Below are 17,100 nucleotides of genomic sequence, written 5' to 3'. Positions count from 1 at the left end.
ACCCAGGGAGATTGAAAAACGATGTCGAACATGCATGACCTCAGCCGCCGCCATTTCCTCGCCGGCGCATCCGCGCTGTCGGTGGCAGGCCCCGCCTCGCTCGCCAATGCGCAGGCCTTCCCGACCCGGCCGATCACGCTCGTCGTTCCCTTCGCCGCCGGCGGCTCGACCGACATCGTCGCCCGCCTCGTCGGCCAGAAGATGACGGAACTGCTCGGCCAGTCCGTCGTGATCGAGAACCGCGCCGGCGCCGGCGGCAATGTCGGCTCGACCGCGGTCGCGCGCGCGACGCCGGACGGCTACACCATCCTGATGGGCACGATCTCGACCCATGCGCTCAACCCGGCGATCCTGAAGACAGTGACCTTCGACGCCGTGAAGGACTTTACGCCGATCTCGCTGCTCGCGCTCGTGCCGAACGTCATGGTCGTGCATCCGAGCTTCCCGGCCAAGACGGTGCAGGAAGTGATCAAGGTCCTGAAGGAGAACCCCGACAAATACTCCTACGCCTCGTCGGGCGTCGGCACGCCGCTCCACCTCTCGGGCGAGCTGTTCAAGTCGCTCGGCGGCGTCAAGATGAACCATGTTCCCTATCGCGGCGCGGGTCCGGCGCTGAACGACGTCGTCGCCGGCGCGGTGCCGATCATGTTCGACAACCTGCCTTCCTCGGCCCAGTTCATCCGCGGCGGCCAGTTGCGCGCCATCGGCGTGACGACGAAGGAACGCGTCTCGTCCTTCCCTGATCTGCCGACGATCGCCGAGGGCGGGCTCGCCGGCTACGAAACCTATACCTGGAACGCGCTGTTCGGCCCTGCCAAGATGCCGGCGGAGATCGTCGCCAAGCTCAACGCCGTCGCCAACCAGGCCCTGACCGACGCCACCGTGAAGCAGCGCCTGGCCGATGTCAGCGCCGAGATCGTCGGCTCGACGCCCGAAGCGCTCGGCGAGCACGTCAAGGTCGAGCTGGCGAAATGGGCGCCGATCGCGAAGGCGTCCGGCGCCGTGGTCGAGTGAGGTCGTCGCGATCAGTCCGTCCTGCGACGGCCTGATTCCAGCACGGCGAGCGCGGCTTCGACCGCGTTCGCCGCGGGGCTCGCTCCGGCCGACGCCATGATCGTCTCGACCTCGGCGAAGCCGGCGAGCTGGCTTTCGCGGGCCGGCCCGTCCGCCAGCGCATCGAGCACATGAGCCGCCAGCGCCTCGGCCGTGGCGGTGTCCTGGATGAATTCCGGCACGACGCTGCGGCCGAGGATCAGGTTCGGCAGGATCACGCTCGGCAGCTTGATCAGGCGCTTCGCCAGCGCGGCCTCCCAGTTCGCGCCACGATAGGCCGCGACAGTCGGCACCTGCGCCAGAGCGAGCTCCAGCGTGACCGTGCCGGACGCGGCGAGCGCTGCGCGCGCCGACCTGAACGCGGCGAGCTTGGCCTCCTCCCCCGTTACGACCTCCGGGCTGACCGGCCAGCTCGCAGCCGCCTCCGCGATCGATGCGGATAGATGCGCGACCGCCGGCAGGACGAAGCGCGCGCCCGGCATCGCCTGCGCGACCTTGCCGACCGCGGCGCCGAAGACCGGCATGAGATGGTTGATTTCGGAGCGTCGGCTGCCGGGCAGGATCAGGATCAGCGGGCCGCTCACGCCAGAGCGCCTCGCCGCCTCCGCGGTATCCGGCCGCAGCTCGGCCAGCCGCTCCATCAGCGGATGGCCGACATAGACCGTTTCGGGGCCGTGCAGCCGCGCCAGCGCCGCCGGCTCGAAGGGCAGCAGCGCCAGGATACGGTCGATATGCGGCGCCATCCGTTTCGCCCGGCCGGAACGCCAGGCCCAGACGCTGGGGCAGACCCAGTGGACGATCGGGATCGCGGGCGCGCGCCTGCGCAGCTTCTTCGCGACCCTGAGCGAGAAATCCGGCGCGTCGATCGTCAGCAGCAGATCGGGCGCGAAGGCGGCGATGCCCCGGGCCGCATCCTCCATCCGCCGCAGCAGCAGCGGCAGCCGGGCGATGACGGGGCCGAACCCCATCACGGCGATGTCGGCCTGCGGAAAGAGCGGCGTCAGGCCCGCCTCGACCAGCCCCTGCCCGCCGACGCCGGCCAGCACGAGCCCGCGCCCGCCGAGGCGCTCGCGCAGCGCCGCGACGAAACGCAGGGCGAGCGCGTCGCCGGAAGCCTCGCCCGCGACGATGGCCAGCCTGAAGGGACGGCTCACGCCACGCCCTCGACGAAGAGATTCTGCCGGTCGGCCAGCGCGCCGAGCGCCGCGGCGTCGCCGACGAGAACCTGCCCTGACCTGAGGCCGATACCGGCGAGACCGGCCTGTGCGACATGGTCGAGCGTGCGCGGACCGATCGCCGGCATGTCGACGCGCAGGTCCTGGCCGTGCTTGGGCGCCTTGACGAGGACGCCGTCGCCCTTGGCGATCCTGAGCCGGCCGGAGGCGGCCAACTCGGCGACGCGCGCGATCATGGCGTCGGTGCCCTCGGCCGCCTCGATCGCGATGACGCGGTGGTCGGCGAGGATCGCTGCCTGCCCGACATCGAAGGGCGAGAGCGCCGCCAGAAGCGAAAACCCGCGCTCGATCAAGGCCTTCTGACCGGGTGTCGCGACATGGCGGCCGAGGGGTCCCGGCTGCGCGGTAAGTTCGGGCGCGATCATGGCGGGGCCATGCACGCGAAAGCCCTGCGCCTCGAAGAACTCGACGACGCCGCGCAGCAGGTGATCGTCGCCGCCTTTGAAGGCGCGGGCGAAATGCGGCAGATATCTCAGGGTCGAGGCCTCGGGCCGCAGCGCGCCGAAATTCGGGCGCGGCAGCGAGCCCAGCAGAACCATGTCGCCGATCTGGCGCCGACGCAGGACCTCGAGCAGGCGGCCGAGCTGCCCGAGCCGGAACATCTCGATCTCGGCCGGCGCGAAGGCGGCGGGATCGGCCGCGCCGTCGAGCCCCGCGACGAAGACCGCATGGCCGCGACCTGCGGCCAGCCGCGCCAGCAGCGGCGGATAATCGCCGCCGCCGGCGATGATGGCGAGCGGTCCGCGCATCGGCGCCGCGCCTGCCGGATCAGGGTTCACCGATCCGACGTGTTGACGTCATGAGGCACGCAGATCGCGCGCTCGCCGCCGTTGCGGATGAAGTCGAGAATCTCGTGGATCAGCGGATGCGAGGCGAATTCGCTCGCCACGTCCTCGACGCGCTCCGACAGGGTTCCCTCGTCGGCGAAGAGCAGCCGGTAGGCCCGGCGCAGTTCGTGGATCTGCTCGCGGGTGAAGCCGCGCCGGCGCAATCCCACGAGGTTCAGGCCGGCGAGATGGGCGGGATTGTCGCGCACCATGCCGAACGGGATCACGTCGTGCATCACGCCGGCGCCGCCGCCGATGAAGGCGTGGTCGCCGACGCGGATGAACTGGTGCAGGCCGGTGCCGCCGCCGACGATGACGAAATTGCCGACCTTCACATGGCCGGCGCACATGACGTTGTTGGAGAAGATCACGCTGTCGCCGATCTGCGTGTCATGCGCGACATGCGAGTTCGCGAGAAAGAAGCAGCGATCGCCGATCGTCGTCTTCATGCCGCCGCCCTCGGTGCCCGGATTCATGGTCACGCCTTCGCGGATCATGCAATCGGCGCCGATCGTCAGCGTCGAGGGCTCGCCGTGATATTTCAGGTCCTGCGGCGGATGGCCGATCGAGGCAAAGGGATAGACCTTCGTGCGCGCGCCGATCGTGGTGTAGCCGGCGACGGCGACATGGCTGACGAGTTCGACGCCCTCGGCCAGCTCCACATCGGGGCCGACCGTGCAGAAGGGACCGATGACGACGCCGGCGGCGAGGCGCGCGCGGGAATCGACGACCGACATCGGATGGATGGTGGCGCTCATGCAGGGAGTGTCCTGGTTCTCGGCTCGTCGGCGGCGGCTCAGACGACCATGGCGGAAAGATCCGCCTCGGCCACCAGCGCACCGTCGACCCGCGCCTCGCCCCGGTAGAACCAGAGATTGCGCTTGCGCGTGATCTTGGTGAGGTGGAAGCGAAGCTGGTCGCCCGGAATGACGGGCTTGCGGAACTTGGCCTTGTCGATGGTGGTGAACAGCACGCTGGTCACGCCCGGATCGGCGCTGCCGCGCGCATTGACGACGAGCACGCCCGCGGTCTGGGCCATCGCCTCGATCATCAGCACGCCCGGAAAGACCGGCCGATCGGGAAAATGGCCGGTGAACTGCGGCTCGTTGATCGTGACGTTCTTGATGCCGACACCCGATTCGTCGCCGTCGATCTCGACGACGCGGTCGACCAGAAGAAACGGATAGCGGTGCGGGATGCAGGCCATGATCTTCTGGATGTCGACCACGCCCAGCGCCGTCCTCGGATCGTTCATCGTGTCCCATCTCCCAAACGGGCCCCGGCTCGGCGAGGCCCATCCACTGCCGCGATCCGAAGCCGCGATCTCACGCCGTCAGGCAGCATTCATCCATGCCGATGTGCCGGAAAGAGCACCCGGCCGGCAAGCTAAATCGACATGGAGCGGCTTTGCGGCGACCCGTGCGCCGGCGCGGCCGTCAACCGTCCGTGCGGTCCTTGGTCTTGCCGCGCCCGGCGACGAGCTGCTTGAGCAGGGCGCTCTCGCGCGCCCAGCTCAGGGCGGGCCGCGCCGGATAGCCGCCGTATTTCGCGCCGCGCGGAATGTCGCCGGCGACGCCGCTCTGGGCCGCGACCTGCGCGCCCATGCCCACGGTGAGATGGCCGGCGAGGCCGACCTGGCCGCCGAGAACGACGAAGTCCTCCAGCGTGGTCGAGCCGGCGATGCCGACCTGCGAGACGATGACGCAATGGCGGCCGATGACGCAGTTATGGCCGATCTGGACGAGGTTATCGATCTTGGTTCCCTCGCCGATCACCGTGTCGCGGCTGGCGCCGCGATCGATGCAGCTGTTGGCGCCGATCTCGACATCGTCCTGGACGATGACGCGGCCGATCTGCGGCACCTTCATATGGCCCTTGGGGCTCATCGCGAAGCCGAAGCCGTCCTGGCCGATGCGGACGCCGGGATGGATGATGACGCGATTGCCGATCAACGTGGAGTGCAGGGTCGCGCCGGCGCCGATCGCGCAATCGCGGCCGATGCGGACCTGCGGTCCGATCACCGCATGCGACTGGACGACCGTGCCCGCGCCGATCTCGGCGCCGGGACCGATCACCGCGCCGGGATCGACGGTCACGCCGGCTTCCAGAGCAGCCGTCGCATGAACGAAGGCGCCGGGCGCGACGCCGCCCTGCGAGCCGAAGACCGATCCGGGACGGAGCGCCTGCGGGAACAGCCGCGCCAGCACCTTGGCGAAGACGTGATAGGGGGTCGGCGTGACCAGCGCGAGCGTGCCCGCGGGGACGCGCGGCGCGAAACGCGGCGAGACCAGGCAGAGCCCCGCCTTCGTCGCGGCGAGCGCGTCGGTGTATTTGGCGTTGTCCATATAGGCGAGGTCGCCCTGCCCCGCCGTCTCCAGCGCCGCGACACCGGCGACGCGGCGGGCGGGGTCGACGCCATCAGGCAGCGCAATGCCGGTCATGGCCGCGACCTCGCCGAAGTCGAGCGCCGTCGCGGCCGGAAAGAACTGTGGTTCTGCCATGAAAAAGTCCGGAGCGGGGCGCGCGAGCACGCCCCGCCGCGTCAGAAGCGCGTGCCGCCCGAGAAGCGGAAGGCCTGCAGACGGTCGCCGCCGGTCTTGCGGCCGGTCGCCACGTTGATCTGGCCGTCATCCTTCGACAGGGCGAAGGCGTAGTCGAAGCGGATCGGCCCGAGCGGCGACTGCCACAGAAGGCTGGCGCCGACCGACGAGCGGATGACGTTCTTGTCGCGCACGCAGGCGACGTTGGTCTGGTAGATCGACGTCGTCGCGACGTTGAACTGCCTCGCCTCGGACCCTGTCGGGCACATGGTCGGCGTGGTGACCGTCTTGGAGCCGCCATCGTAATTGAACAGCGTGCCGGCATCCGCGAAGATCGCGCCGCGCAGGCCGAGATCGCGCGGCAGCCCGAAGATCGGGAACTGGATCTCGACCGTGCCGCCGAAATAGGTCGTGCCGCCGAGCGCGTTCGCCGTCGGATCGTTCAGCACGTCGCGCGGACCGATGCCGGACGGCGCGAAACCGCGCACCAGGGTCGGTCCGAGGAAGTAGTGGTCGATCATGCGCAGATTGCCGCTGGTGGCCTGCACATGGCCCGCCTGGCCGCGGATGAAGCCGACGACGTCGTCGAAGATTTCCCGGTAGTAGCGGGCGTCCGCGGAAATGCGCAGGAACTTAGAATCGCCGCCCACGCCGGCGAATTCCGGCTTCAGCTCTGCGACGAAGCCGTTGCGCGGCGACTGGATGTTGTCGAGCGAATTGTAGTTGAAGTTCAGGCCGACCAGCGAGGTCAGGGTCGTGCCCTGCGCTTCCTTGACCGCGATCGTCGCCTCGCCATTGGTCAGGCAGTTGAAGACGGCGTTCTCGGGCAGCCCCGAGCCGGGCGTGCCCGGCGTCGTGCCGAGGATCGGACGCGTGCAGTCGTTGAACGGATTGGCCGTCGTGTTCGGGATATCGATCTCGGTCGTGTAGATCGAATAGCGCGGCGTGATCGAGAACTCTTCCGTGATCGGGAAGGTCGCGCGGATCTGGCCGCCGGTGACGCGGCTCTCGAAGCGGCCGGTGTTGTAGTTGTCGTTGTATTTCGAGAACAGATCGAAGCCGGCCGCGATCCGCCTGCCGAGGAAATAGGGCTCGGTGAACGAGAAATCGACGCCTTTGCTGCGCTGGCCGAGCGTGCCGGCGATGCGGACGAACTGGCCGCGGCCGAGGAAGTTCGACTCCGACAGCGAGATTTCGCCGATGACGCCGTCCGAGGTCGAGTAGCCGCCGGCGATCGAGAACGAGCCGGTCGCCTTGTCCTCGACATCGATGTTGACGACCACGCGATCGGGCGCGCTGCCCGGCTCGTTGGTGATGCGGATCTTGTTGAAGAAGCCGAGATTGTTCAGGCGGCGCTCGGCCCGGTCGATCAGGACCTTGTTGTAGGCGTCGCCTTCGCCGAGATCGAGCTCGCGGCGCACGACATAGTCGCGCGTGCGGGTGTTGCCGCGCACGTTGATGCGCTCGACATAGACGCGCGGACCCTCGTCGACGACGTAGGTGATGCCGATCAGGCGGCCGGCCGCGTCGCGGTCGCCGCGCGGACGGACCTGCGCGAAGGCGTAGCCGCGGCGCGAAACCTCGGTGGTCAGGCTGACCAGCGACTTCTCGACCGCCTCGGCGTTGTAGGTGTCGCCCGCCGAGGTCGCGACCAGGCGCTGCAGCGCGCCCGGATCGAGATCGCGCAGGCGGGAATCGACGTTCACGCTGCCGACGCGATACTGCGGACCCTCATCGACCGCGATGTCGATGATCCAGCCCTGCGCGGCGTCGTCGAAACGCGCGCTGTTCGAGACGATCTGGAAATCGGCATAGCCGTTCTTCAGATAGAAGCGCCGCACCAGTTCGAGATCGGCCGAGATGCGGTCGGCGTCATAGACGTCGGAGGTCTTGATGAAGCTGAGGAAATTCGACTCGGTCGACTGCATCAGCCCGCGCAGGCGGCCCGACGAATAGGCGCTGTTGCCCGAGAAATTGATGCTCTTGATGCCGGTCTTGCCGGTCTCGACGATCGTGAAGACGACGTCGGAGCGGCCGTTCGGCAGCGGCGCGAGGCGGCCGCTGATCGACGAGGCGCCGTAGCCCGAGCGGCGATAGGCTTCCTTGAGGCGCTCGACGTCGGAGTCGATCAACGCCTGGCTCATCGGCCCCCGCGCCTTCGACTGCACGACCTGAAGCAACTGGTCGCTCTTCAGGCGGCGATTGCCCTCGAAGGCGACGCGGTTGATCGTGTCGTTCTCCTGCACGGAGATGACGGTCTGCGAGCCGCGGCGGCTGACCTGAACGCTGGAGAACAGGCCGGTCGCCAGCAGATTCTGGCGAACCTCCTGCGGGGCGCCCTGACTGGCGTAGGAGCGGATCGTCTCCGCGTCGACGCGCCTGTTGCCTTGGACAATCACGGCCTGTGCGAACACCACGCCGCCGCTGACGGCCAGCATGAAGGCCGAAAGTCCGACTGATCGAGAGAGCCGCGCTTTGAAGGGTCGGCTCTTTTGGGTCGACGTCATCGGGTCGCCTATTCCATCTCTAAGGTCGCCACCCCAAGCGGGGGTTCCGGCCATCAGCCGAAGCTCGGGAACTTTGCAGTCCAATCGCTTCTACAAAGTTTCCCGCGGGGTGCAAACCGCGTTTGTCGTTAACGAAATATTTTTAGACACCGCGTGGCCATGAGGCCACGCGCCCTGCCGTGATTCCGCCGTAAAGCGCGCCGCCGCCCGGCCCCAGAATGGCGTTCAGAGCAGCGATTTCACATGAACGAGGTCGTTCCAGGTCACGAACAGCATCAGCATGAGCACGAGGCCGAGACCGAAACGGAAGCCGAGCTCCTGCGTCCGTTCGCTCAGCGGCCTGCCGCGCAGCGCCTCGATCGCGTAGAACATCAGGTGGCCGCCATCCAGCATCGGGACGGGCAGCAGATTCATCAGGCCGATCGAGACGGAGAGAATGGCGGCGAGGTTGATCAGCGCCATGAGCCCGCCGCTTGCCGCGACGAGGCCCGAGACCTGCGCGATCCGGATCGGCCCCGAGAGCTGGTCGGTCGATTCCCGCCCGTTGACGAGCTTGGAGAGGTAGTCGTAGGTGCGATCGACGACGTACCAGGTCTCCGACAGGCCGTTCTGGAGCGCCTCCAGCGGGCCGAAGCGTTGCGTCGTCCAGTCCTCGGCCTTGCGCGAGGCCTGAACGCCGATCACGCCGATGCGCTGCTTGCCCAGCGGCGTCGCCGTTTCGACGAGATTGGGCGTCACCGGCAGCGTCAGCCTGCCGCCGTCCCGTTCGACGGTGATCTGGAGCGTCTCGTCGGGCCGGCCGGACACGGCGCGCTGCATATCGTTGAAGCTGACGATCGACTTGCCGTCGATCGACAGGACGAGATCGCCGGCGCGCAGTCCGCCGCGCTCGGCCGCGCTGCCGGCGACGATCTGCTCGATGCGCGGAACCAGCACCTGCTTGCCGAGGAAGAACACGGTGCCGGCGAAGATCGCGATCGCCAGCAGAAAATTGGCGATCGGGCCCGCGGCGACGATGGCGACGCGCTCGCCGATCGACTGGGCCGGGAAGGACCGCGCGCGCTCCTGCTCGCTCATCCGGGCGACCTCGGCGGTATCGGGCGCGCTCGAAACGTCGGCGTCCCCCGAGAACTTCACATAGCCGCCGAGCGGGATCATCGCGAAGCGCCAGCGCGTGCCGCGCCTGTCGTAGAAGCCGAAGATCTCGCGGCCGAAACCGATCGAAAACACCTTCACATCGACGCCGCACCAGCGGCCGACCAGGAAATGGCCGAGCTCGTGGACGAAGACGACGACAGTCAGGACGAACAGGAAGGGCAGGAGATAGGTGAGCAGGAAGCCGCCCGCGCCCATGATCGTCGCCACAATATCCATCGTGTTCTCCAGAACAGCCAAGAAAGCATGTCACCCGGGCGCCTCATCCGCGAGCCGCTCCGATCAGACGAATTAGCACAGGATTCGCGCGAAAAAACGATGCCCGCCAGTGTGCCGGCAGATGACTAGGTGACAGCGCCAGGCGCTCACCGCAAGAGCAGCCCGGCGCGCTTTCGCGCATCGTGGTCAATGGCGAGCGCCGCCGCGACATCGGCGGGCGCGGCCGGGTCGGGCGCCGTCTGCGCGCAGACCTGCTCGACCAGACGCGCGATTCCCGGGAACGGAATGCGCCCATCGAGGAAGGCCGCGACGGCGAGCTCGTTGGCGGCGTTCAGGATCGCCGGCATCGCCCCGCCCGCCTTCAGCGCGGCGATCGCCAGCCCCAGCGCCGGAAAGCGCACGAGATCGGGCCTCTCGAAGCTCAGCGGCGCGGTCTTCGCCAGATCGAGAAAGCGCGCGGGCGGCGCATCGAGCCGGCCGTCGACGCCGAGGCAATGGGCGGCGGCGACGCGCATGTCCGGCAACGCCATGCCGGCGCTGACCGAACCGTCGCGGAAGGCGATCAGCCCATGGACGATCTGCTGCGGGTGGACCAGGACCTCGAGCTGCTCCGGCGCGACCGAAAACAGGAAGCAGGCCTCGATCAGCTCCAGCCCCTTGTTCATCATGCCGGCCGAATCGATCGTAATCTTGGGACCCATCGCATAGTTCGGATGGTTGAGCGCCTGCTCGGGCGTGGCCGCCGCGATACGATCCGCGCTCCAGGTCCGGAACGGGCCTCCCGACGCGGTCAGGATCATGCTGGCGATCGACGAGACCGGCTCGACGCCGAGCACCTGGAACAGGGCGTTGTGCTCGGAATCGAGCGGCAGGATGCGCGCGCCGACAGCTTTCGCCCGCGCCATCACCGCCGCGCCCGCGCAGACGAGGCTCTCCTTGTTGGCGAGCGCCACGACCCGACCCGGCGTCAGCGCGGCGAAGGTCGCCTCCAGCCCGGCCGCGCCCGAAATCGCGCTGACGACGATGTCGCTCTCCATCGCGACCGCGTCGAGGATGGCCTGGCGCCCTGCCCCGCTGGCGATGCCGGTTCCAGACAGCGCCCCGGCCAGCGCCGGACCCGCGGCCTCATCGGCGAGAGCCGCGAAGCGCGCGCCGGTCTCGACCGCGACGCGGGCGAGCGCCGCGGCATCATGTCCGCCGACCACCGCGACGATGGCGAGCCGTTCGGGATTTTCCGCCACGACATCGCGCGTCGAGCGGCCGATCGAGCCCGTCGCGCCCAGCAAGGTGACGGTGCGGCGCATCCGCAAGTCAGCCATCGATGCGGGACAGGAACAGCGCAAGGCCGACGAAGACGAGCACCGCCCAATAGCCGTCGAGACGATCGAGGAAGCCGCCATGGCCGGGGATCAGCCGGCTCGAATCCTTCGTGCCGAAGCGGCGTTTGATCGCCGATTCGAACAGGTCGCCGGCCTGGCTGACGACGGAGGCGAAGAGCGAGGCCACGATGGCCGTCCATGGGCCGACGAGCATGGCCGCCGCCGGCGTCAGCGCCCAGACGGCGTAGCCGCCGAGCGTTCCGGAGACCGCGCCGCCAATGGCTCCGGACCAGGTCTTCCTCGGACTGACGCTCGGCATCAGCTTCGGGCCGCCGAGGCGGCGGCCGGTGAAATAGGCCGCGATATCCGTCAGCCAGACCACGGCGAAGCTCCAGACGATCAGCGCCAGACCGAAATCCGGAAAGGCGCGCAGCGCCGGCACGATCAGGGCGAAGGCCAGCGCATAGGCGACGCCGCAGGCTTCGAGGATGCGACGGTCGGAGACGAGCGGCGTCAGCACGGCGCCGATGAGCGCGGCCAGGGCGGCGACGCCGGCCAGGGCGGCGGCGCTGACAGGGGCGAAACCGAGCGCGACCCCGGCCAGAGCCACGCCGATGCCGCCGGGAACGGCGTTGCGCCGGCTGACGATGGCGAGCCATTCATAGGCGATGAGGCCGGCGACGAGCGCCCAGACCAGCCGGAACGGCCAGCCGCCCCACCAGGTCGTCACGAGCACGCCGGCCGCCAGGACGAGCGCCGAGACGACCCTGAGCCTGAGTTCGCTCGCGCCTGATCTGGCGTCGCCGGGATTGACGGCGCCGGAGGTCTTCCGGCCGGGAAGCGGGGCGCTCACGCAGCGCCCACATTGCGGTCTTCATCCTCGCCGAGCCCGCCGAAGCGGCGCTCGCGACGCCGGAACTCGACCAGCGCCGCCTCCAGCGCCGCCTTGTCGAAATCGGGCCAGAGCACGGGCGTGAAGACGAACTCGGCATAGGCCGCCTGCCAGAGCAGGAAGTTCGAGATGCGCGTCTCGCCGGAGGTGCGGATCACCAGATCCGGGTCCGGCAGGTCGGCGGTGTCGAGATAATCGTCGAGCAGGCTCTCGGTCACGGCGTCCGGCCCGAGACGGCCGGCGACGGCATCCTCGGCCATGCGGCGCGCGGCGCGGGCGATCTCGTCGCGGGAGCCGTAGTTGAAGGCGACGACCAGCGTCATGCCGCCATTGCCGCGCGTCATCGTCTCGGCCCGCTCGACCAGCATGCGCAGGTCCGGCGCGAGATCGTCGCGGCCGCCGATGATGCGGACACGAACGCCAGCATCGTGCAGTTCGGCCAGATCCTTCTCGACGAAACGCCTGAGCAGCCCCAGCAGGAAGGACACTTCCGTCTGGGGACGCCGCCAGTTTTCGGTCGAGAAGCTGTAGAGCGTCAGCACCTCGATGCCGAGCTCGCCGGCGTTGCGGACCGTGCGGCGCAGCGCCTCCAGTCCCCGGCGATGACCCTCCTGGCGCGGCAGGCCGCGCTGCTTCGCCCAGCGGCCGTTGCCGTCCATGATGATGGCGACATGGGACGGCGCGGCAGGCGCGGACGAGGCCTGCGCCGGACCTGCGCTCCGTTCCGGCTGGCGTTGGCCTGCTGACATTCCCCTAGCCCCGTTCGGCCTGCCCCGGATGATCGCCGCCGCGTTTGCGGGCGGCTCTGGCGCGCTTTCGCGTCAGATCGATCTTGAGCATGTTCCGATCGCAAGAGTGGTGTCCACTTTTGCGGAACATGACTGAGCGATCAGACGCTCAGGATTTCCTTTTCCTTCGCCGCGAGCGCCTGGTCGATCTCGGCGATGTGCTGGTCGGTCGCCTTCTGCACGAGGTCGGACTGGTGGGTGACGTCGTCCTTGGTGAAGGCGCCGTCCTTCTCCACCTTCTTGATGGTGTCCATGGCGTCGCGCCGGACATGACGCACCGCGATCTTCGATTCCTCGGCGTATTTATGCGCGACCTTGACCATCTCCTTGCGGCGCTGCTCGTTCAGCTCCGGGATGCGGATGCGCAGGACGGCGCCTTCGGTCTGCGGATTGAGGCCGAGATCGGATTCGCGGATCGCCTTCTCGACGGCGGAGACCATGCTCCGGTCCCAGACCTGGACGCTGAGCAGGCGCGCTTCCGGCACGCTGACGGTGGCGAGCTGGCTGAGCGGCGTGCGCGCGCCATAGGCCTCGACCTGGATCGGATCGAGCATGTTGGCGGAGGCCCGCCCGCTGCGCAGCGAGGCGAGATCGCCCTTGAAGGAGGTGACGGCGCCGTCCATGCGGCGCTTTACGTCGGCGAGATCGAATGTCGTCTGGGCCATCGTCTTCAAGACCTTGGAGTTTATACGAAACCGGCCGCGACCATGGCGGCGGGGCAAGGCACGGTCAAGGATTTCATCTTACAGCCGTTCGGCTACGGCGTCACATAGGTCGCCCGGCCCTCGCCGCGCAGCACGGCGGCGAGCGCGCCCTTCTCGGCGATCGAGAACACCACGATGGTCAGGCCGGCGTCGCGGGCGAGCGCGAAGGCGGCGGTGTCCATCACCTTGAGATCCTTCTTGATCGCGTCCGCGTGGGTCAGCGTGTCGTAGCGGGTCGCGGACGGGTCCTTCTTCGGATCGGCGGTGTAGACGCCGTCGACCTGCGTCGCCTTGAGGAGGTGGCCGCAGCCGAGTTCGGCGGCGCGCAGCGCGGCTCCGGTATCGGTGGTGAAATAGGGGTTGCCGGTGCCGCCGCCGAGCACCACCACCTTGCCGTGGCTGAGATGGTCGAGGGCGCGCTTGCGGGCGTAGCTCTCGCAGAGCGACGGCATCGGCACCGCCGACATGGCGCGCGCCGGGGCGCCGGCGCTCTCGATCGCATGCTCGAGCGCGAGCGCGTTCATCACCGTGCCGAGCATGCCGATCGAATCGGCGCTGGTGCGGTCGAGGCCCTTGTTCAGGCCCTGCACGCCGCGGAAGAAGTTGCCGCCGCCGACCACGATCGCGATCTCGACGCCCTCGCGGGCGGCATGGGAGATGTCGTCGGCGAGAGCCGTCAGCGTGCCGCCGTCCAGCCCGGATCCCGCCGCGCCCGCAAGGGCTTCGCCGGAGAGCTTCACGAGGACGCGTTTGGGTCTCATGGGTCGTCTCCTGCTTTACGCCACCGCCACGCAGCGCCGATTCGACGCTGCGCGAGCCTTCTTACACAAAAAAGGCCGCGCGGGGCGCGGCCTTTCGATGATGCCTGTCGACCGGGAAATCAGCCGGTCGCGCCGCCCGCCGCCGCGACCTCGGCCGCGAAATCCTGCTCTTCCTTCTCGATGCCCTCGCCGAGCGCGAAACGGGCGAATCCGGTCAGGGCGACCGGAGCGCCGAGCCTGCCCTCGGCTTCCTTGAGCACCTGGGCGACCGACTTGGAGCCGTCATGGATGTAGGCCTGCTCGAGCAGGCAGTATTCCTTGGCGTAGCTCTTCAGGCCGCTCTCGGTGATCTTGGCGAGGACATGCTCGGGCTTGCCGGCGTTCTTCTCGGCCAGGATCGCCTTCTCGCGGGCCAGCACCTCGGGATCGACCGAGGCGAGATCGAGCGCGACCGGGTTGGTCGCGGCGACATGCATGGCGAGCTGGCGGCCGAGCTGGCCGAGTTCCTCGACCTTGCCGGCCGATTCCAGCGCGACGATGACGCCGATCTTGCCGAGACCGTCCGCGACCGCGCCATGGACATAGGAGCCGATCACGCCGGCCGAGACCTTCAGCGAGGCGACGCGGCGCAACGTCATGTTCTCGCCGATGGTGGCGATGGCGTTGGCGATCGCATCGGCGACCGTGCCGCCGCCGGGATAGTGATGGGCGAGCACCGCCTCGACATCGCCGCCGCGCTCCAGCGCGACATTGGCGATGCCATGCGCCAGCGCCTGGAACTCGAGATTGCGGGCGACGAAGTCGGTCTCGGAGTTGAGCTCGATCACCACGCCGCTATGGCCCTTGAGCGCGACCGCGACGAGGCCTTCGGCGGCGACGCGGCCGGCCTTCTTGGCGGCCTTGGCGAGGCCCTTGGTGCGCAGCCAGTCGATCGCGGCCTCGATGTCGCCGTCGACGGCCGAGAGCGCGGTCTTGCAGTCCATCATGCCCGCGCCGGTCTTGTCGCGGAGTTCCTTCACCATCGCGGCGGTGATCGCAGCCATCTTGCCTGTCCTTGTCCTTGCAAGCCGCCGCCGTTCAGGCGCGGCCCCCGCACTTCGTTGGAAAACCTTGTCGTCGTGAAATCCTGCCGCAAGAACCAACGCCGACGCTCCGTTTCCGGCCGCCGGCGCTGGTCTCGCATCACTGAAGAATGCGCTTTCGCGACGCGCCGCCCGCGCGTCGCGGAAATCGGCTCAGGCGTCGGCGAGTTCGCGCGCCTGGGCGACCCAGCCGTCACGCTCGATGCGGCCAGCGAGCTTCAGGTCATGATCGACCTTGGCAACGTCGGCCGGCGTCATCGCGGCGATCTGCCAGAAGTGGAACAAGCCGCCATCGTTGAGCTTCTGAACCAGCTCGGGCCCCATGCCCGAGAGCTTCATCAGGTCGTCGGGCGCGCCGCGCGGGGCGGTCAGCAGCTCGAACACCGGACCGGCGTCGTTGGCGGGCTCGGCCAGACCCTGCTCGGCCAATGCCTCCTCGACGACCGGCGCGACAGCCGCGCCGATGTCCTCGCCACGGTCGCCCGAGGCGCGGCCGATGCCGTCGATGGCCGAGCGTGCGATCAGGTCGCAATAGAGCGCGATGGCGCGGCCGGCGTCGTCATTGGCCGGGACCGGGAAGGTGATGCCGTCGGGATCGGAGTTCGAATCGATGATCGCCGCGACGGGAATGCCGAGGCGCTGGGCCTCCTTGATCGCGAGCGCTTCCTTGTTGGTGTCGATCACGAAGATCATGTCCGGCGTGCCGCCCATGTCCTTGATGCCGCCGAGCGCCTTCTCGAGCTTGTCGCGCTCGCGCGCCAGCATCAGGCGCTCCTTCTTGGTCAGGCCCGCGCCGCCGCCGGAGAGCAGCTCGTCGACCTTGCGCAGGCGCTGGATCGAGGCCGAGATGGTCTTCCAGTTGGTCAGCATGCCGCCGAGCCAGCGCGAGTTGACGTAGTACTGGGCCGAACGCTTGGCGGCGTCGGCGATCGAGTCCTGCGCCTGGCGCTTGGTGCCGACGAAGAGGACGCGGCCGCCGCGGGCGACGGTGTCGGAAACCGCCTGCAGGGCGCGCGACAGCATCGGCACCGACTGCGAGAGATCGAGGATGTGGATGTTGTTGCGGGTGCCGAAGATGTAGGGCGACATCTTCGGGTTCCAACGATGCGCCTGGTGGCCGAAATGCGCGCCGGCCTCGAGCAATTGGCGCATGGAGAAATCGGGCAGTGCCATGGTGTTCTTCGTCCTTCCGGTTGAGCCTCTGGGGTGCGAATGAACCGAGCATAGGCTGCAAGGTCACCGGAACGCCTCGGAGACGAGGCGATGCTCCCCATGTGGGATGGGCTGCGCCTTACAGGGGATGGCGCGGGAATGCAAGATCGCCTACGGACAATTGGCGGCTGGCGCGACGGGGCGAATTCTACCGGCCGTTGAAGCAGGCCGTGACGATCCGGCTCGATTCGGACGTGGTGGCATGGTTCAAGGAGCAGGCTGCGGAAGGCGGCTACCAGACCGAGATCAATCGGGTCTTGCGGCGGCATGTCGCCGATGCCGAAAGACAAGACGCTTAAGAAATCTGGTTATTCCAGCCCGAGCCCGCCCAGCACCCGCCGCTCGATCTCTGCCTTCGGCAGGTCGACCGGGATGACCAGCGGGCGCTCGTCCTCGCCCGGCTCCTCCAGCGCCGCGAACTGGCTGTCGAGCAGGGCCGGCGGCATGAAATGGTGCTGGCGGGCGGCCATGCGCTTCCCGATCAGATCGCGCGAGCCCTTGAGATAGACCAGCGCCACGTCGGGCCGGTCGCCGATGATCACGTCCCGATAGCGTCTCTTCAGCGCCGAGCAGGTGACGATTCCGTTCCTGCCGGTGGACCGCAGTTCGTCGATCCAGGCCGCGATCGCCGCGAGCCAGGGCTTGCGGTCGTCGTCGTTCAGCGGCGTGCCGCCCGACATCTTGGCGACGTTCCCGGGCGGATGGAAGGAATCGGCGTCGCGAAACGGCCAGCCGAGACGCTTGGCCAGCCTTTCGCCGAGCGAGGTCTTGCCGGAGCTGGCCACGCCCATGACGACGATGACCGC

At 68.4% G+C, this 17,100-nt stretch carries 17 protein-coding genes; 2 read left to right on the top strand and 15 right to left on the bottom strand.

From position 1 onward, the window contains the following. The first annotated feature begins 30 nt into the window (after positions 1-30). A complete protein-coding gene (locus AC1RRW_RS03370) occupies positions 31-1,014 on the top strand; it encodes a Bug family tripartite tricarboxylate transporter substrate binding protein (protein ID WP_492899120.1) in 984 nt (327 codons plus the stop codon). 11 nt (positions 1,015-1,025) lie between these two features. On the opposite strand, the gene lpxB is transcribed toward AC1RRW_RS03370, so the two are convergent. The 14 genes from lpxB to AC1RRW_RS03300 all read right to left on the bottom strand — a co-directional run bounded on the left by lpxB (position 1,026) and on the right by AC1RRW_RS03300 (position 16,255). Next, entirely contained in the window at positions 1,026-2,207 is a 1,182-nt protein-coding gene (gene lpxB / locus AC1RRW_RS03365; RefSeq protein ID WP_492899119.1) for a lipid-A-disaccharide synthase, read from the bottom strand. Further along, the gene (locus tag AC1RRW_RS03360) at positions 2,204-3,037 is read right to left on the bottom strand and encodes an LpxI family protein (protein WP_492899118.1); all 834 of its coding nucleotides are present in this window, start codon (positions 3,035-3,037) and stop codon (positions 2,204-2,206) included. The genes lpxB and AC1RRW_RS03360 overlap by 4 nt, the downstream gene beginning before the upstream one ends. 26 nt (positions 3,038-3,063) lie before the next feature. After that, entirely contained in the window at positions 3,064-3,873 is an 810-nt protein-coding gene (gene lpxA / locus AC1RRW_RS03355; protein WP_492899117.1) for an acyl-ACP--UDP-N-acetylglucosamine O-acyltransferase, read from the bottom strand. A 38-nt stretch (positions 3,874-3,911) separates the two neighbouring features. Further along, on the bottom strand, positions 3,912-4,370 hold the full coding sequence (gene fabZ, locus AC1RRW_RS03350) for a 3-hydroxyacyl-ACP dehydratase FabZ (RefSeq protein WP_492899116.1): 459 nt from the start codon (positions 4,368-4,370) through the stop codon (positions 3,912-3,914). A 181-nt stretch (positions 4,371-4,551) separates the two neighbouring features. Beyond that, positions 4,552-5,616 (bottom strand): UDP-3-O-(3-hydroxymyristoyl)glucosamine N-acyltransferase, encoded by a 1,065-nt coding sequence (lpxD, locus tag AC1RRW_RS03345; protein ID WP_492899115.1) that lies wholly within the window; start codon positions 5,614-5,616, stop codon positions 4,552-4,554. A gap of 41 nt (positions 5,617-5,657) precedes the next feature. Then, positions 5,658-8,162 carry an outer membrane protein assembly factor BamA gene (bamA, locus tag AC1RRW_RS03340; RefSeq protein ID WP_492899114.1) on the bottom strand — a complete coding sequence of 835 codons (2,505 nt, stop codon included), beginning with the start codon at positions 8,160-8,162 and terminating at the stop codon, positions 5,658-5,660. A gap of 225 nt (positions 8,163-8,387) precedes the next feature. Next, entirely contained in the window at positions 8,388-9,536 is a 1,149-nt protein-coding gene (gene rseP, locus AC1RRW_RS03335) for an RIP metalloprotease RseP (RefSeq protein ID WP_492899113.1), read from the bottom strand. A 146-nt stretch (positions 9,537-9,682) separates the two neighbouring features. Then, positions 9,683-10,840, bottom strand: a complete 1,158-nt coding sequence (gene dxr / locus AC1RRW_RS03330; RefSeq protein ID WP_492899112.1) for a 1-deoxy-D-xylulose-5-phosphate reductoisomerase — start codon at positions 10,838-10,840, stop codon at positions 9,683-9,685. Between the two features lie 7 nt (positions 10,841-10,847). Next, positions 10,848-11,708 carry a phosphatidate cytidylyltransferase gene (locus tag AC1RRW_RS03325; protein WP_492899111.1) on the bottom strand — a complete coding sequence of 287 codons (861 nt, stop codon included), beginning with the start codon at positions 11,706-11,708 and terminating at the stop codon, positions 10,848-10,850. Next, entirely contained in the window at positions 11,705-12,496 is a 792-nt protein-coding gene (locus AC1RRW_RS03320; protein ID WP_492899110.1) for an isoprenyl transferase, read from the bottom strand. Before AC1RRW_RS03320 ends, AC1RRW_RS03325 begins: the two co-directional genes overlap by 4 nt. 140 nt (positions 12,497-12,636) lie before the next feature. Next, positions 12,637-13,200: a ribosome recycling factor gene (frr, locus tag AC1RRW_RS03315; RefSeq protein WP_492899109.1), complete on the bottom strand. Its 564-nt coding sequence runs from the start codon at positions 13,198-13,200 to the stop codon at positions 12,637-12,639. A 92-nt stretch (positions 13,201-13,292) separates the two neighbouring features. After that, a complete protein-coding gene (pyrH, locus tag AC1RRW_RS03310) occupies positions 13,293-14,000 on the bottom strand; it encodes a UMP kinase (RefSeq protein WP_492899108.1) in 708 nt (235 codons plus the stop codon). 119 nt (positions 14,001-14,119) lie between these two features. Continuing rightward, on the bottom strand, positions 14,120-15,043 hold the full coding sequence (tsf, locus tag AC1RRW_RS03305; protein WP_492899107.1) for a translation elongation factor Ts: 924 nt from the start codon (positions 15,041-15,043) through the stop codon (positions 14,120-14,122). Between the two features lie 192 nt (positions 15,044-15,235). Beyond that, entirely contained in the window at positions 15,236-16,255 is a 1,020-nt protein-coding gene (locus AC1RRW_RS03300; RefSeq protein ID WP_492899106.1) for a 30S ribosomal protein S2, read from the bottom strand. On the opposite strand from AC1RRW_RS03300, the gene AC1RRW_RS03295 reads away from it, so the two are divergent. After that, positions 16,249-16,593, top strand: coding sequence for a BrnA antitoxin family protein (locus tag AC1RRW_RS03295; RefSeq protein ID WP_492899105.1), 345 nt, complete (start codon positions 16,249-16,251; stop codon positions 16,591-16,593). The two genes, AC1RRW_RS03300 and AC1RRW_RS03295, sit on opposite strands and share 7 nt — an antisense overlap. 9 nt (positions 16,594-16,602) lie before the next feature. On the opposite strand, the gene AC1RRW_RS03290 is transcribed toward AC1RRW_RS03295, so the two are convergent. Next, positions 16,603-17,085, bottom strand: coding sequence for a gluconokinase (locus tag AC1RRW_RS03290; RefSeq protein ID WP_492899104.1), 483 nt, complete (start codon positions 17,083-17,085; stop codon positions 16,603-16,605). Positions 17,086-17,100: the final 15 nt, after the last annotated feature.

This window comes from Allobosea sp. GW821-FHT12C12 (genome assembly GCF_058807355.1).
The sequence above is the reverse complement of the archived record's forward strand: the minus strand, read 5'-3'. Positions and strand labels throughout refer to the sequence as shown.

Coding starts and splice junctions, on each gene's coding strand:
- AC1RRW_RS03320 (WP_492899110.1), bottom strand. CDS start 12,496: ATGTCAGCAGGCCAACGCCAGCCGGAACGGAGCGCAGGTCCGGCGCAG.
- dxr (WP_492899112.1), bottom strand. CDS start 10,840: ATGCGCCGCACCGTCACCTTGCTGGGCGCGACGGGCTCGATCGGCCGC.
- AC1RRW_RS03360 (WP_492899118.1), bottom strand. CDS start 3,037: ATGCGCGGACCGCTCGCCATCATCGCCGGCGGCGGCGATTATCCGCCG.
- rseP (WP_492899113.1), bottom strand. CDS start 9,536: ATGGATATTGTGGCGACGATCATGGGCGCGGGCGGCTTCCTGCTCACC.
- lpxA (WP_492899117.1), bottom strand. CDS start 3,873: ATGAGCGCCACCATCCATCCGATGTCGGTCGTCGATTCCCGCGCGCGC.
- AC1RRW_RS03290 (WP_492899104.1), bottom strand. CDS start 17,085: ATGGGCGTGGCCAGCTCCGGCAAGACCTCGCTCGGCGAAAGGCTGGCC.
- pyrH (WP_492899108.1), bottom strand. CDS start 14,000: ATGAGACCCAAACGCGTCCTCGTGAAGCTCTCCGGCGAAGCCCTTGCG.
- lpxD (WP_492899115.1), bottom strand. CDS start 5,616: ATGGCAGAACCACAGTTCTTTCCGGCCGCGACGGCGCTCGACTTCGGC.
- frr (WP_492899109.1), bottom strand. CDS start 13,200: ATGGCCCAGACGACATTCGATCTCGCCGACGTAAAGCGCCGCATGGAC.
- AC1RRW_RS03300 (WP_492899106.1), bottom strand. CDS start 16,255: ATGGCACTGCCCGATTTCTCCATGCGCCAATTGCTCGAGGCCGGCGCG.
- bamA (WP_492899114.1), bottom strand. CDS start 8,162: ATGACGTCGACCCAAAAGAGCCGACCCTTCAAAGCGCGGCTCTCTCGA.
- tsf (WP_492899107.1), bottom strand. CDS start 15,043: ATGGCTGCGATCACCGCCGCGATGGTGAAGGAACTCCGCGACAAGACC.
- fabZ (WP_492899116.1), bottom strand. CDS start 4,370: ATGAACGATCCGAGGACGGCGCTGGGCGTGGTCGACATCCAGAAGATC.
- AC1RRW_RS03370 (WP_492899120.1), top strand. CDS start 31: ATGCATGACCTCAGCCGCCGCCATTTCCTCGCCGGCGCATCCGCGCTG.